Below are 14,850 nucleotides of genomic sequence, written 5' to 3'. Positions count from 1 at the left end.
AGAGCGTCCTGCAGGTTGCGCAGGGCTGAGCCCACTCGGCCGATCGGGGGCCGCCTTGTTGCAGCCCCCGGAGCCGGGTCTAGCCGGAGTAGGGCGGGTAGAACTGCGACGGGCCCTCGTGGACGGGCCAGTCGGTGTCGAAGTAGATCTCGCGCACCTGGTCGACGGACAGGCCGCGCGTCGTCTCGGTGGCGGTGTCGCGGGGCGACGTGCCGCGCTCGGCCCACATGATGTTGGCGCCGGCCTGGCCGCAGAGCTGGCTGGGCTCGTGCGTGCAGTTGCCGCGGATGCCCGGGCCGGTGGCCAGCGCGGTGGCGCCGGCGTAGGTGGCCAGGCGGCCGTAGCTGATGTTGCCATAGCGCTCGAACTCGGTTCCGGGCACGGTGTTGCGCCGCATGGCGCCGCTGAAGCCCACCTCGAAGTCGCGTGCGAGCAGGATGAGGTCGGCAATCTCCTCGGGCGTGTGCTCGGGGCCGATGGGGTCGATGCAGTTGCCCAGCACGAGCCCGGCGCTCTTCGCGGCCTCCATGGTCTTCAGGCGCGTCTCCACCTTGCAGCGCGTGAACACGCCCTCGCCCAGGCGCACCACGTGGTATACGCCGGCTATGCCGATGCGCACGAGCTCGCGCGCATAGTCCTCGTCGAAGTCGGGCACGTTCGCGATGAGCGGGACGTCGGTGGAGAGCCCGGCGCGGACCGCCTGCGCCGTCTCCAGGAACTTCTCCTCGCCGTAGTGCACCGTGGTCACGAGGTAGAGCGCGTTCGCCCCGGCGGCCTCCATGGCCTGCGCCTCGGCGATCACCTGCTCGAGCGGGATGATCTCGTGCGTGCGGAAGATCTTGTTCGATGCCGCGAACGAGCAGAACTTGCAGTCGTTCGGGCACGGCGCCGCGTCAAGGCCGATGTGCGCGTGGATCTCCGCCTCGCCCCCGCACAGCTGCGAGGTGAACGCACGGCCCGCCTGCTGGATGGCGAACGCCTCGGGCGAGAGGTTCTCCACCGACAGCAGGGCCATGATCTCCTTCTTGCCGAGCAGGCCGCCATCGAGCGCCTTGTTGATGATGCGGATGATCTCGGTGTCCATGGAAGTGCTTCCCCCTTGCGTCCGTAACGGCGCCACGCCGGCCCGGCACAGCGCCGGGTTGCCTTGTTGGCCGCCAATGATAGATTACGTCCATTATACCCTTTCGAAGCATCGGAATTGCCCGAACCGGTGCGAACGTAACCAACCGGCGGAGGACCGTCAACGGATCGGCTGTCTTGATTGCGCGCGTCAGGGAGTCGTGGGATCGTTCTCGGCGCGGCACGGGACGCGGCCGCGACGCGTGCGCCGGTCGACCGCGGCGCGGTCGGACCGCGTTCCTGCCGCATCAGGAACTCATCTGAGCGGAAAGGCATCCCCCTATGGAAGAGGAAAAGAAGGGCATCGGGCTGTTCGGCCTCATCGGCCTCGTGGTCAGCTCCTGCATCGGCTCGGGCGTGTTCGCCCTCACCGGGCAGATCGGCCAGGTGGCCGCCCCGGGCAGCGCTCTCGTGGCGTGGGGCGTCGTGGGCGTGGGCTTCCTCGCGCTGGCGCTCTCGTTCGCGAACCTGGGCGCGAAGCGGGCTGACCTGCACGGCATCTTCTCGTATGCCGAGGAGGGTTTCGGCAAGTTCTCGGGCTTCATCAGCGGCTGGGGTTACTGGCTGTCGGCGTGGCTCGGCAACGTGGCGTTCGCCACCATCCTCATGTCCACGCTCGGGTTCTTCCTGCCGTACTTCCTTCCGGGCAACAACATCGGCAGCATCGTGGTGGCCAGCGTCATCATGTGGGGCATCACGTTCCTCGTCATCCGCGGTGTTGAGAGCGCGGCGTTCCTCAACGCCATCGTCATGATCGCGAAGGTCGTGCCCATCGTGGTGTTCATCCTGTTCAGCATCGTGCTGTTCAACGCCGGCGTGTTCACGGCCGACTTCTGGGGGCAGATGGCCGGCAACGCCGCCGCCATGGCGGGCGAGGGCGTGGACCTGGGCGGCGTGGGCGACCAGATAGTGAACTGCCTGATCATCATGATGTGGTCGTTCATCGGCATCGAGGGCGCCATGGTGGTGTCGGCCCGTGCGCGCAAGAAGAGCGAGGCCGGCAAGGCCACGGTCATCGGCTTGGTGGTGCTGCTTTTGGTGTACGTGGGCGCGTCGGTGCTGCCGTTCGGGTATATGCCCTACGCCGAGATCGGGGCGCTGGACAAGCCGGCCATGCTGTATGTGTTCGAGAGCATGGCGCCGGGCTGGGGCGGAGCGTTCATCAGCGTGGCGCTCATCATCGCCGTGCTGGGGTCGTGGCTGTCGTTCACCATCCTGCCGTCCGAGACCACGTCGCTCATGGCTAAGCACGAGCTGCTGCCGCCCGTGTTCAACCGGCTGAACAAGAAGGGCTCGCCGCAGATCTCGCTCATCGTGGTGGGCGCGTGCACGCAGGCGTTCATGATCACGCTCCTGTTCACCGAGGACGCGTACAACTTCGCGTTCTCCATGTGCACGGTGGCCATCGTCATCACGTGGGCGTTCGCGGCGGCCTACCAGGTGAAGTTCTCGGCGCAGCACCATGAGTGGGGCCAGTGCGCCATCGGTATCGTGGCCGTTGCGTTCCAGGTGGTGGGCGTGCTGTTCAACGGCTGGTCGTTCCTGCTGCTCACGTGCGTGGGCTACATCCCTGGCTTCTTCTTCTACTGGCGGGCGCGCAAGGAGGCCGGCGCGAAGGCCCTCACCATGGGCGAGAAGGTTGGCATGGGCGCCATCTCCGCGCTCGGCGTGCTGTCGCTTGTGCTGTTGGCAATGGGCGTCATCAGCTTCTAGGTTCCAGCGACCTGCCTGCCGCCGGAACTGCTCGATTCTGCGACGCTGCCTCGCCCCGATCTTCGCGCGATCCCGGAGACTCGCGTACCCGTTGTACGCTTCGCCTCCGCGATTCCCCGAATCTCGGGTACGAGGCAGCCTCTCGCTGACTTGCTACGCCAACCTGTGAGCGAAAGGACAGAGGACATGGACATCGCACCGTTCGGGGTGGAGGACTGGCTCAACGTGCACGAGAAGAGCGCGACGCACGACATCGCGCAATCGACCATCGCGTCGATGACGCTCGACGAGCTCGTGGCGCTGGGAGCGGCGCCCGGCATCGTAGCCGACGGGGCCGAGGCGGCCTTCCCGCAGGACGCCCGGGAGGGCGCCGCCCAGATGGACTTCTTCGCACGCCTGGGCGCCGAGAAGATGAACTACGGCTGGATCGAGGGCTCGCCCGCGTTCAAGCGGGCGGCGGCCGCGCTCTACGAGCGCGTGGAGCCCGAGGCCGTGCTGCAGACGAACGGCGCGACGGGCGCGAACCTGCTGGCCGCGCTCGCGCTCGTTTCGCGCGGCGACCACGTGGTCGCCGAGTACCCCAGCTATCAGCAGCTCTACGACATACCGCGGGCGCTCGGCGCCGAGGTTGACCTATGGCGCATCCACGAGGACCGCGGCTGGTACCCCGACCTGGACGAGCTCGAGCGCCTCGTGCGCCCCGACACGAAACTCATCTGCCTGAACAACGCGAACAACCCCACGGGCACGTTCCTCGACCGCGCGTTCATGGAGCAGGTGGCCGACATCGCGCGCAGCGTGGGCGCCTACGTGCTCGTGGACGAGGTGTACCTGCCCCTCGTGGGCACGGAGGACTTCGCCTCCATCGCGGATATCTACGAGCGCGGCGTGGCCACGAACAGCCTGTCGAAGACGTACTCGGTGCCCGGTGCCCGCATCGGCTGGACGGCGTCGAGCCCGGAGATCGCCGAGATGCTGCGGCCGTACCGCGACTACACCATGATCTGCTGCGGTGTGGTGAACGACGCGCTTGCCGTGCACGTGCTGGAGAACCGCGATGCCGTGCTGGCCCGCAACCGCCCCCTGGTGATGGGCAACCTGGCCATCGCGCAGGCCTGGATCGACGACGAGCCGCGCGTGTCATGGGTGGCGCCGCAAGGCGTGTCCACGTCGTGCATCAAGCTGGACATCCCCGAGGACGATGAGACGTTCTGCCTGCAGCTGCTCAAGGACGAGGGCGTGCTGCTCGTGCCGGGGAGTCGCTTCGACCTGCCGGGCCACGCGCGCCTCGGCTACTGCGCCCCCGAGCCGGTGCTGCGGGCGGGCCTGGCCGGCCTCGGCCGCGCCCTGCGCCGCTTCGACTGAGCGGGCGGCGCGCCTGCAAAAGAACGGGGGCCGATCCGCAGGACCGGCCCCCGTTCTCGCCCCTATCGCACGAACTTGCTCAGGATGCGCACGAGCAGGCTGGGCTTGTGCGGGCGCGCCGGGCGTGCCGGACGCGCCATGGCCTTGGACGTGGGGGCTGCCGGAGCCGCCTTCGGCGCCCGGGTCGGCTGCGACTTCGGCAGAGCCTCCGGGACGGCCGTTTCCTCGGCGAGCACCTCCTCCGCAGCGCTCTCTGCCGCCGCCTCGGCCGCGGCCAGGGCGCGCGCCACCGACTGGGCGGTCGCGGCGGCGCCGTCGGCTTCGCCCTGCGCCGCGCGCTCCTCGGCCACGCGCCCGACCGCGGCTTCCACGGCGGCCTGGGCAGCGGCCAGCACGGCCTCCTGCGCCCCGTTCTCCCCTCGCCCGCGGTTGGCCGTGCGCGCGGCCGCCTCCTCGGCCGCCGACAGGCGGTGCTCCTGCGCCTGCTTGATGAAGAACTCCTGCGAGTCGAACAGCACGGTGCCGCCCTCGCCGTCCTTGCGCGCGAACGCGCCGAGCGGCGTATAGCTCTTGTCGGGCAGCAGCTCGCGCAGCTTCGCCGTGTCTTCCAGGCTCACGTCAAGGTAGCCCAGTATCTGCTCGCGCAGCTCGTCGTTCAGCACGGGCCAGGCTATCTCGATGCGCTTGTCCATGTTGCGCGTCATGAGGTCGGCGCTCGACAGGTACAGCTTCATCGTCTCGCGCGGCCCGAACCCGTAGATGCGGCTGTGCTCCAAAAGCCGGCCCACGATGGACACCACGCGCACGTTCTCGGTGAGCCCCTCGAGCCCCGGCACGATGCAGGAGATCCCGCGCACGAACAGCGTCACGGGCACGCCCGCCTGCGACGCCTCCACCAGCTTCTCGATCACGTCCTTGTCGGTGATGGAGTTCGTCTTGAAGAACAGCCCGCTCGGCTCCCCGGCCTGAGCGTGCGCGATCTGCGTGTCGATGCCCGCGAGGATCATGGGTTTGATCTGCAGCGGCGCCACCCACATGATGTCGTAGTTGTCCGAGGTGTTCTCCAGTCCCATGTTGCGGAAGAACTCCACGGCGTCGCGCCCGAACGTGGCATCGCAGGTGATGAACGACAGGTCGGTGTAGAGCTTGGCGGTCTTCTCGTTGTAGTTGCCGGTGCCCAGCTGCGTGATGTGCTGCAGGCCGTGCTCGGTCTGGCGCGTGATGCAGCAGATCTTCGAGTGCACCTTGAAGTCGCGGAAACCGTAGATCACCTTGCAGCCCGCCTGCTCGAAGCGCTGCGACCACTCGATGTTGTTGCTCTCGTCGAAGCGGGCGCGCAATTCGAACAGCGCGGTGACCTCCTTGCCCATCTCGGCGGCGGCGATGAGCGCTTCGGCGAGGTGCGACTGGCTGGCCAGGCGGTACAGCGTGATCTTGATGGAGATGACCGCCGGGTCGTTCGCCGCCTCGCGCAGAAGCTGCACGAACGGGTCCATGCTCTCGTAGGGGTAGGAGAGCAGCGTCTCGCGTTCCGTCACCTGCTCGATGAGGGAGCGGTTGCGGTCGAGGCTCGCCGGCCACTGCGGCGAGAACGGCGGGTTCGTGAGCGCCGCGCGCTCCTTCGCCGGCAGCCGCGACGCCAGCCCGAACGTGTAGCCCAAATCGAGCGGCACCGAGGTGGAGAACACCTGGTGGGGCTTCAGGTTAAGGCGCGCCAGCAGCAGCTTCTCCAGCGTGGCCGACAGCGGGCGCTCGCTTTCCAGCCGCACGGGGGCCAGGCGGGAGCGCTTCTTCAGGATGCGCTTCATGTGCTCGCGGTAGTCCTCGTCGGCCTCGTCGGAGCCCTCGGTGGCGTCGAGGTCGGCGTTGCGGGTGACGCAGATGACGTTCGTGTGCTTCACGGTGTACATGGAGAATATCTCGGCCGCCACCATCTCTATGGCGTGCTCCAGCAGGACGAAGGCCAGCTCCTTGCCCTTGCCCGGCAGCGCGATGACGCGCTCGCACTGGCGCGGCATCGGCACGAGGCCCAGCGTCACGCCCTCGGCGCCCAGGTTCTTCGCCTTCTTGGCCTCCTTGACGGCGGCCTTGTCCGTCTTCCCGTCCTTGTCGGCCTTTGCCTTAGCGGCCTCCTTCTTGCGCTGCCGCTCCGCCTCGTCGTTCAGGCGCACCACCACGTACAGGGCGCCGTTCTCCAGGTGGGGGAAGGGGTGGCGCGCGTTGATGATCTGCGGCGACAGGAACGGCATGACGTTGTCGTGCACGTAGGCGGAAAGCCATGCGCGCTGCCCGTCGTCCAGCTCGTCGGGGCGCAGGTGCTGCACGCCGTGTTCGCCCAGCAGGCGACGCACCTCCTCGAACGTGCGCTCCTGGATGGGGTACAGCTCGTGGCAGCGCGCGTAGATGGCATCGAGCTGCTCGGCGGGCGTCATGCCCGACTTCGAGTCCACGATGTGCTTCTTCACGAGCGACAGGTCGGTCAGGCTGCCCACGCGCACCATGAAGAACTCCTGCAGGTTGCTCCAGAAGATGGAGACGAAGTTCAGGCGTTCGAGCAGCGGCACCGTCTCGTCGGCGCCCTGGTCCAGCACGCGCTCGTTGAACGTGAGCCACGACAGCTCGCGGTTCTGCATATAAGGGGCCGCGCCCGCCCCGGGGTCGGCGGCCTGCGCTGCTTCCTCGCCCCGCACCGGGGCGGAGACCTGCGTTGCGGTGGCATCGGCCAGGGCGGCATCGTCGGCCTGCGCTGCGATTTCGTCCCGCGATGAGGCGGCAGCCTGCTTCGCTTCGGCCTCGACCTGGGCGGCGGGGGCGGCTTGCGTTGCGGCGGCCGCCGGGTCCGCGGTTTCCTCGGGGTTCGGCATATCCTTCGGGGTGTCCATGCAAGCTCCCTTCGTCTTGAACCCGCTATCCCAGCACGCGTTCCACGAGATAACCCTCGCGCACGCCGTACTTGCAGATATCAAGCCGCCTCGCGCAAAAGGCGCTCATGAGGGTGTCCAGGATCAGGCATCCCGGCACGAGCGTGTGGATGCGCTCCGCCGACGCTTTGAGCGCCAGGTGCGCGAACGCGTCGGGGTCGGTGCGGCACAGGTTCAGTATCGCACGAATCTGGGCGGCCGTCATCGTTTTGGGGCGGACGATTTCGCGCGACATCTGCGCGCTCATCTTCGCCGCCGCGCGCACGCTGCCGCCGATGCCGTACACGACGTCCGTGCGGTACGCGTCGCGGTCGGGCAGCGCGGCCAACCGCTCGAAGAGGGCGCCCGCCACGGCGTCCATCTCCTCGGGCGTGGGCAGGATGGCGCGCACGAACGCGGCATAGGAGGAGAGCGAGCCCTGGCCCAGGCTCACGTTGTCGAAGTCGCGCCCGTCCTCTATGCGGGTGAGCTCCGTGGAGCCGCCGCCGATGTCCACCAGCGTGCCGCGCTCGATCGTGCGGTCGCAGGTAGCGCCTACGAAGCCAAGGTGCGCCTCGTCGGCCGCCGACAGCAGGTCGATGGCCAGCCCGCCCTCGCGCTCGATGGCGGCCACGGCCTCGGCGCTGTTCGCGGCATTGCGCAGCACGGCGGTGGCGAACACGTCGATGCGCTTGCAGTCGAAGTACCGCGCGCGCTTCGCATGCCCCTTGAGGACGCTTGCCGCGCGGCGCACCCCATCATCCGTGAACGTGCCGTCGTCGGCTACGAAGGCGGACAGCCCTGCCATGACCTTGTCGTTGATGAGGCTCTTGAAGTCCTTGCTGGAATAGGTTTTCCGGCGGTCGTCCTTCACCTCGTACACCACGAGGCGGATGGTGTTCGACCCCAGGTCGATTACGGCATAGTTGGGCATGGCGGGTTCTCTTGTCTGTCGGGCGGCGCCTATCCACGCCGGGATGCGCCGCGCTCTCCGGTCAACGAATCCATTCTAGGGAATCGGCGCGCCTCCGCAAGCGCGCGGCGCGAACCGGGGCCAAAGTTTTACGTGCCGTTGATGTGGGCGGGGAGGCGGGCTTTTGCCGATGAGGGTAAGGACTCCTTTTTTATCGGCCGGCCGAGCGCGCACCGGGGGGGGGGTCGCCAACGCACGCGGTCGGCCTCGGAGGCTTTGCGCGCCGGATCGACACTCTTGACTCGCGCGTTCCCGGCCGACTGATAAGGGGGACCCTTCCTTCCCCTGGCGCTCTCTCCAAACCGTGCGCGCTTCCTTCGTTATGGGGGCTTGACGCGAAAACCGGCTCCCTATGACAAAAAAGAGCCGGTTTGGCAATTCCTACTGTGTCTATATGGTTATGAGGAATGCAAGTGACCTGGTAAAACATTCTTTCGACTTGGCTCGCTGCTGGCATGTTCGCCTTTGCGGCGCCTTGCCGGTTGCCAAACCGGCTCGTTTTTGACAGTTGAGGGCGTTTTCGGCGTCACTTGCCCCTGTGCGAACCCGAGCACCTTGCCGCGCTGCCTCGCGGCCCATGCTAAGATGGGATCGAAGGTGGCAAGAAAGGAGGGGGCGGCAGCGTGATGGAACCGGCGGAGTTCTCCTTGTTCGCGGGTGTGGAACCCGGCGAGGTGCCAAGGCTCCTCGCGCGTTTCGATGCGCACGAGGAATCGTTCGAGAAGGGGGAGCTGCTGTTCCGCGAGGGCGACGTGCCACACGAGGTGGGGCTCGTGCTGTCGGGCGCGCTCCATGTGATGCAGGACGATTTCTGGGGCAACGCCAGCATCGTGTCCGAGGTGGGGGAGGGCGACCTGTTCGGTGCGTCGAGCGCCTGCGATCCGGTGCCCACGCTCGACACGCACGGCCTGGCGCTGGTTCCCACGCGCGCGCTGTACCTGGATACGGGCCGGATACTGAACCCGCCGCCCGGTGCGCCCGCCTGCCACGTGCGCGCGCTCGCCAACTTCGCGCGCATGCTCGCCGGCAAGTACGCCGTGCTCAACCGCAAGATCACGCACACGGCGAAGCGCACGACGCGCGGCAAGGTGCTGTCGTACCTTTCCGAGCAGGCCGCCCTCGCCGGAAGCGACCTCTTCGCCATCCCGTTCAACCGCCAGCAGCTGGCCGACTACCTGGAGGTCGACCGCGCGGCGCTGTCGAAGGTGCTCGCGCGCATGCGCGACGAGGGCGTGATCGACTTCGACCGCTCGACGTTCCGTCTGCTGAGGCCGTAAAGGTCCCGTCAGGCAGCTTGCCTTCGAAAACTCGCGGTGGTTCTCTCGATCGTTGCATTTGACACATACGGTGCCGTTGTTGCGCCGTACGATGCTCTTCGTCGATAAAACGAGCGAAGGAGTTACCTCACGTGAGCATTTTCGAGATCATCATGCTTATCTGCTTCGGGGCCGCCTGGCCCTTTTCCATCTACCGGTCGGCGAAGGCGCGCTCTACGAAAGGCAAGAGCCTGCTGTTCATGCTGGTGGTTGCCACCGGCTACGTGGCGGGCATCGCCAACAAGCTCGTGTACAACTTCGACGGCGTGGTGTACCTCTACGTGTTCGACCTGGTGCTCGTGTCGACGGACATCGCCCTGTTCGCACGAAACCGCCGCCTGGAGCGCCGCGGCGAGGGCGCCGCTGCGCGGGTCGTCGAGGCTGCCTGACCGTCCTCCCGCGGTGCCCGACCGCCCATGCGCAGGCTCGCGCGCCTCGGGCGCCCGGAACCCCGTTTCCCCTTCCTGTTCAAGCTGCCGGACCCGTCCGCGGCCTGTGCTATGATGGGCGCACCGTTTCGGGAAAGGATGCCCTATGCTCGAGTCAGTCGACCTCTCACGTCCCCCGCTGCCCAAAGAGGAGTACAAGCCGCGTCGCGACGCGCTCATGGAGGAGCTCGTGGTGCTGCAGCAGGAAGCGGTGAAGAAGGGCGTGGGGCTGGTGGTGCTGTTCGAGGGCTGGAACGGCGCCGGCAAGGGCAGCCGCATCTCCGACCTCATGTACAACCTGGACGCGCGCGCCACGAGCGTCTACGTCACCGAGGACCTGGACGTGGAGGCCGCCCGCGCCTTCGCGGGGGCCGACCAGGGGGTGACGGGCTTCTTCCCGGTCATGCAGGAGTTCTGGCGCGCGCTCGGCCCGCGCGGCGCCATGACGTTCTACGACCGCGGCTGGTACACGGCCGCCACGCAGCACCTGCTGTACACGGAGTTCGGCGCGCTCTCGCTGGGCGGGTCGGACGGCGGCGCCGGCAAGGACGGGAAGAAGGCCGGCAAGAAGGCTGTCGCCGCCGTGGAGCGGGCGCGCGACGAGCGGCACATCGACCTCTTGCACCGCTACCTCACCTCCGCTGCCGACTTCGAGCAGCAGCTCGTGGACGACGGCTACGTGGTGGTGAAGTTCTTCGTGCACGTGGGCCAGGACGCGCAGAAGAAGCGTCTCGAGCGCCTGCACGACGACCCGGCCACGCGCTGGCGCGTGAGCAAGGAGAAGCTGGCCAGCGTGCGCAACTACGCGCAGGCGTATCGACTCTACGACCATCTGCTGGAGGGGAGCAACTTCTCGTACGCGCCGTGGCACCTGGTGAACGGCGAGGACAAGCGCGCGGCGAACCTCGCCATAGCCGAGACGCTCGTGGAGGCCGTGAAGGGCGCGCTCGCCGCCCAGCCCGATCCTGCCGTGGCCGAGGCGGCCGCGAAGGCGCAGGCGAACTCGGCCGGCCTTTTGGGCGAGGCGCCGGCTGGCGAGCGCACGTTAGAGCAGGAGCAGGCCGTGCGCGCCGCCGCCGAGCAGGAGGCTGCCGAGGCCTCGGCACGCGCCCCCCGCGTCTCGCGCTTCGTCATCGTGGACGACTATCCCGCCCTCGATGCGGTGGACCACTCACTGGTGCTGGCGCCCGACGACTACAAACGCCAGATCAAAACCGAGCAGGAGCGTTTGAACAAGCTGGAGATGGAGATGTACCAGAAGCGCATCCCCCTCATGGTCATGTACGAGGGCTGGGACGCGGCGGGCAAGGGCGGCAACATCAAGCGCGTGGCCCAGGCGCTCGACGCCCGCGCCTACACCGTGTTCCCGAGCCCGGCACCCACGAAGCCGGAGCTTTTGCATCCGCACCTGTGGCGCTACTGGACGCGCCTGCCCAAGGCCGGCCACGTGGGCATCTACGACCGCAGCTGGTACGGCCGCGTGCTCGTGGAGCGCGTCGAGGGGTTCGCCACGCCTTCCGAGTGGGGCCGTGCCTACGACGAGATCAACGAGTTCGAGCGCGAGCTGGTGCGCTGGGGCGCCATCCTGCTGAAGTTCTGGGTCGATGTGAGCCCGGAGGAGCAGCTGCGCCGCTTCCGCGACCGCGAGCAGGATCCGGCGAAGCAGTGGAAGATCACCGACGAGGACTGGCGCAACCGCGACAAGTACCCCCAGTACAAAGCGGCTATCGAGGACATGTTCCGCCTGACGTCCACGCCTTTCGCGCCCTGGATGGTGCTGGAGAGCGACGACAAGCGCCATGCTCGCGTCAAGGCCCTCAAAATAATCAACGATGCGCTCGAAGCGCGCTTGCGCGAAAAGTGAGATAGCGCTACCATGAGCAGATAATCGGAATCGAACCGCGTGCTTCGGCGCGCTTGGACAAAGGGGTAGCCACCATGGTGGAACTTTTCGGAATGCAGATTCCCATGTGGGCGATTTGGGTAATCGTGGCCATCATCGTTCTTATCATCGTCGTCTTCATCGCCAAGGGCTTCATCGACGAGATGAAGAAGAAGTAGATCTGCTGGAACTGCCGCTTCGTGAAATATGAGCGTTTTCGAGGCATCGCGCCCCCATTCCGGGGGCGTTTGCTTATTATGGTAACGGTCTGGAAACGGCGGGTGAGGATCCGCGCGTAGCCCGGCATTCGTCCATCCGAAAGGGAGCTATGGCCGAGTATCGACAATACCCCGACCCGACGCCGCGCGGTCGCCACGCGCAGCGCGGCTCCGCGCAGCCTGATGAGCGGGCCCCCCGGCACGCCGCCCGCCAGCAGCAACCGCAGCAGCCTTCGCAACCTCAACCGCAACTGCAGCAGCCGCGGCGCCAGGCCCGGACCGAAGCACGCCAGGCGGGGCAGGCGCAGCAACGCGTTCCCCAGCAGCGCCAGGCGGGCTCCCCGCAGGCAACTCGCCTGCAGGCGGCCCAGCGTCCGGCGGCGCGGCAGCACGCCGCGCAGCAACGGCAGGCGGCCCCCCAAGGACGCCTGCAACAGCAAGGTCGGCAGGGCCATAACCCGCCCCAGCAGGGAACCCGCTCGCAGGGCTTCCGTCCTGTCCAGGCGGGGCATGCGGCTCCGGCCGCGTACTGCGCGGATGCCGCCGACGGCGGTCGTGGCGGCAAGGGCAAGGGCCGCGGCGGCGCGAGGAAGGGCGGCCCCTGGCGCATCGTGTTCTGGGTCGCGCTCGTGGTGTTCGTGGTCGCGCTTGCGGCTCTCGGCGCCATCGGTTACAGCTACTGGCAGGGGCAGAACGCCTACGACTCCGTGGCGGAAGAAGTGTTCATGGCGCCGGAGGACATCGAGGGCACGGCGCTTTCCGACCTCACGGTGGACTGGGACCGTCTCCTGGCCATCAACCCCGATACCGTGGGATGGGTCTACATCCCCGGCACCGCGGTGAACTACCCCATCGTTCACACGACCGACGACGAGAAGTACCTCGCCACCGACTTCAACGGCCAGCAAACATGGGGCGCCACGTACGGCTCCATCTTCCTGTCGGCGGCGAACGCGGCCGACTTCTCCGACGCGAACAACATCGTGTACGGGCACCATCTGAACAACGGCTCCATGTTCGCCGCCATCGCGGATTTCGAGAATCCGGACCAGTTCAACGCCCACCGCACGGCCTATATCCTCACCCCGCAGGGCAACTTCAAACTGCGGTCGCTCTCGCTCGTCCATGTGGCGGCCGACGATCCGCTGGCCCAGACGGCGTTCGCGACCGGCGAGGAGCTGGCCTCCTACATCCAGGACAAGGTCGACCGCTCGGTCGTGGCGGTTTCCGACGCGCCGGCAGCGGCGGACATCGCGCACCTGTTCGCGTTCGCCACCTGCGATAATCTCCCGAGCGACGGGCGCTACGTGCTGTTCTCGTACCTCGAGGAGAGCACGGTGGCAAACGTCGCGGCCGTAGGCGGCGCCGATGCCGCCGTCGACCCGGAGGCCGCTGCCGCCGTGGGCGGCGCGTCGAAGGAGGTCGCCGCGTGAGCACGTCCGTGCTTCCCGGGGAACGTCCTGACCGTCTGGAGGAGGAGTGCGCCGTGTTCGGCGTGTTCGCCCCCGGCGAGGATGTGGCCCGCATGGTCTGCTTCGGGCTGCAGGCGTTGCAGCACCGCGGCCAGGAGAGCGCCGGCATTGCCGTGGGCGACGGCGAGACCGTGGTGGCGGCGAAGGATCTGGGCCTGGTGACGCAGGTGTTCGACGAGGCTACCCTCGCGGCGCTCGAGGGCTTCGTGGCCGTGGGGCATGCCCGTTACTCCACGAGCGGCGGTGCCGCGTCGTGGGAGGCTGCCCAGCCGCACATCTCGGCCATCGACGACGTGCTCATCGCGCTGGCGCACAACGGCACGCTCGTGAACACGAGCCGCCTGCGCGCCCGCCTCGTGGACGAGGGCGTGCAGTTCCGCTCGAACACCGACAGCGAGGTGGCCGCGAAGGCCATCGGCCAGGTGACGCAGGCCACGCACCATCTTCGCAGCGGCATCCGCCGCGCCATGGAGGACCTGTCGGGCGCCTACGCCATGGTGCTGGCCAGCCCCGACTCGCTCTACGCGTTCCGCGACCCGAACGGCATCCGCCCGCTGTGCATCGGCGAGCTGCCGGGCGGACGCGGCTGGGTGGTGTCCAGCGAGACGTGCGGGCTGGACATCGTGGGCGCGCGCTACGTGCGCGACGTCGCCCCGGGCGAGATCGTGCGTTTCAACGATGACGGCATGCACGCCGAGCAGGGCGTTCCCGCAGGCAGGCAGGCCGCGTGCATCTTCGAGTACGTGTACTTCGCCCGCCCCGACAGCGTGATCGACGGGCAGAGCGTGTACCAGGCCCGCCGCAGCATGGGGCGCATCCTGGCGCAGGAGGCGCCCGTGGAGGCCGACCTCGTGCTGGGCGTGCCCGACTCGGGCGTGCCGCCGGCGCTCGGGTTCGCGGCCGAGAGCGGCATCCCGTATGCCGACGGCATCGTGAAGAACCGCTACGTGGGCCGCACGTTCATCGAGCCCACCCAGGCCATGCGGCAGCTGGGCATTCGCCTGAAGCTGAACCCGCTGCGCTCGGTGATCGAGGGGCAGCGCCTCGTGGTCATCGACGACAGCATCGTGCGCGGCAACACTTCCAAGAAGCTCGTGCAGATGCTGCGCGACGCGGGCGCGGCTGAGGTGCACCTGCGCATCGTGAGCCCGGAGGTCAGGTGGCCGTGCTTCTACGGCATCGACACCGACACGCGCGACCAGCTTATCGCGGCGAACATGACGCTTGACGAGATGAACGCGTGGATCGGCTCGGACTCGCTGGCGTTCATCTCGCTCGCGGGCCTGCGCGCCGCCGTGCCCGATGCGCGGTGCCAGGGCTTCTGCGATGCCTGCTTCACGGGCGATTACCCGGTGGAGATTCCCTCCTCCGTGGCGAAGAAGAGCTTCATGACGAAGAAGGATTTCGAGGACATTTACGCCGAAGGCGACCAGTAGGGGACCACGATCAAGCAAGGAGCGT

The 14,850-nt window shown here is 67.6% G+C and carries 11 protein-coding genes; 7 read left to right on the top strand and 4 right to left on the bottom strand.

The features are described from left to right. Nucleotides 1-79: 79 nt before the first annotated feature. Nucleotides 80-1,084: a radical SAM protein gene (locus K9U15_RS06695; protein ID WP_227115158.1), complete on the bottom strand. Its 1,005-nt coding sequence runs from the start codon at nt 1,082-1,084 to the stop codon at nt 80-82. Between the two features lie 320 nt (nt 1,085-1,404). Between K9U15_RS06695 and K9U15_RS06690 the strand changes: the two genes are divergently transcribed. Together K9U15_RS06690 and K9U15_RS06685 are read left to right on the top strand one after the other, a co-directional pair. After that, the gene (locus K9U15_RS06690) at nt 1,405-2,835 is read left to right on the top strand and encodes a basic amino acid/polyamine antiporter (protein ID WP_096227935.1); all 1,431 of its coding nucleotides are present in this window, start codon (nt 1,405-1,407) and stop codon (nt 2,833-2,835) included. A gap of 186 nt (nt 2,836-3,021) precedes the next feature. After that, entirely contained in the window at nt 3,022-4,200 is a 1,179-nt protein-coding gene (locus K9U15_RS06685) for an aminotransferase (protein WP_301155796.1), read from the top strand. 62 nt (nt 4,201-4,262) lie between these two features. Here the strand turns inward: K9U15_RS06685 and ppk1 are convergent, their stop codons facing one another. Both ppk1 and K9U15_RS06675 read right to left on the bottom strand, forming a co-directional pair. Continuing rightward, nucleotides 4,263-7,082 carry a polyphosphate kinase 1 gene (gene ppk1 / locus K9U15_RS06680; protein ID WP_301155795.1) on the bottom strand — a complete coding sequence of 940 codons (2,820 nt, stop codon included), beginning with the start codon at nt 7,080-7,082 and terminating at the stop codon, nt 4,263-4,265. Between the two features lie 25 nt (nt 7,083-7,107). Then, nucleotides 7,108-8,034: an exopolyphosphatase gene (locus K9U15_RS06675; protein ID WP_301155794.1), complete on the bottom strand. Its 927-nt coding sequence runs from the start codon at nt 8,032-8,034 to the stop codon at nt 7,108-7,110. A gap of 665 nt (nt 8,035-8,699) precedes the next feature. Between K9U15_RS06675 and K9U15_RS06670 the strand changes: the two genes are divergently transcribed. From K9U15_RS06670 to K9U15_RS06660, 3 genes are all read left to right on the top strand, one after another. Then, on the top strand, nt 8,700-9,350 hold the full coding sequence (locus K9U15_RS06670) for a Crp/Fnr family transcriptional regulator (RefSeq protein ID WP_301155828.1): 651 nt from the start codon (nt 8,700-8,702) through the stop codon (nt 9,348-9,350). 131 nt (nt 9,351-9,481) lie between these two features. Next, nucleotides 9,482-9,778 carry a hypothetical protein gene (locus K9U15_RS06665; RefSeq protein ID WP_096227939.1) on the top strand — a complete coding sequence of 99 codons (297 nt, stop codon included), beginning with the start codon at nt 9,482-9,484 and terminating at the stop codon, nt 9,776-9,778. 145 nt (nt 9,779-9,923) lie between these two features. After that, the gene (locus K9U15_RS06660) at nt 9,924-11,681 is read left to right on the top strand and encodes a polyphosphate--AMP phosphotransferase (RefSeq protein WP_096227940.1); all 1,758 of its coding nucleotides are present in this window, start codon (nt 9,924-9,926) and stop codon (nt 11,679-11,681) included. 7 nt (nt 11,682-11,688) lie between these two features. Here K9U15_RS06660 and K9U15_RS06655 read toward each other — a convergent pair whose 3' ends face one another. Then, entirely contained in the window at nt 11,689-12,372 is a 684-nt protein-coding gene (locus K9U15_RS06655; protein WP_227115161.1) for a hypothetical protein, read from the bottom strand. 156 nt (nt 12,373-12,528) lie between these two features. Between K9U15_RS06655 and K9U15_RS06650 the strand changes: the two genes are divergently transcribed. Together K9U15_RS06650 and purF are read left to right on the top strand one after the other, a co-directional pair. Continuing rightward, complete coding sequence (locus K9U15_RS06650) at nt 12,529-13,350, top strand: class B sortase (protein WP_227115162.1); 822 nt, start codon at nt 12,529-12,531, stop codon at nt 13,348-13,350. Next, nucleotides 13,347-14,825 carry an amidophosphoribosyltransferase gene (gene purF, locus K9U15_RS06645; protein WP_096227942.1) on the top strand — a complete coding sequence of 493 codons (1,479 nt, stop codon included), beginning with the start codon at nt 13,347-13,349 and terminating at the stop codon, nt 14,823-14,825. Before K9U15_RS06650 ends, purF begins: the two co-directional genes overlap by 4 nt. Nucleotides 14,826-14,850: the final 25 nt, after the last annotated feature.

It is taken from the genome of Gordonibacter sp. RACS_AR68 (assembly GCF_030418485.1).
Lineage (GTDB): Bacteria > Actinomycetota > Coriobacteriia > Coriobacteriales > Eggerthellaceae > Gordonibacter > Gordonibacter urolithinfaciens.
This window is presented reverse-complemented; position numbering and strand designations above follow the sequence as displayed.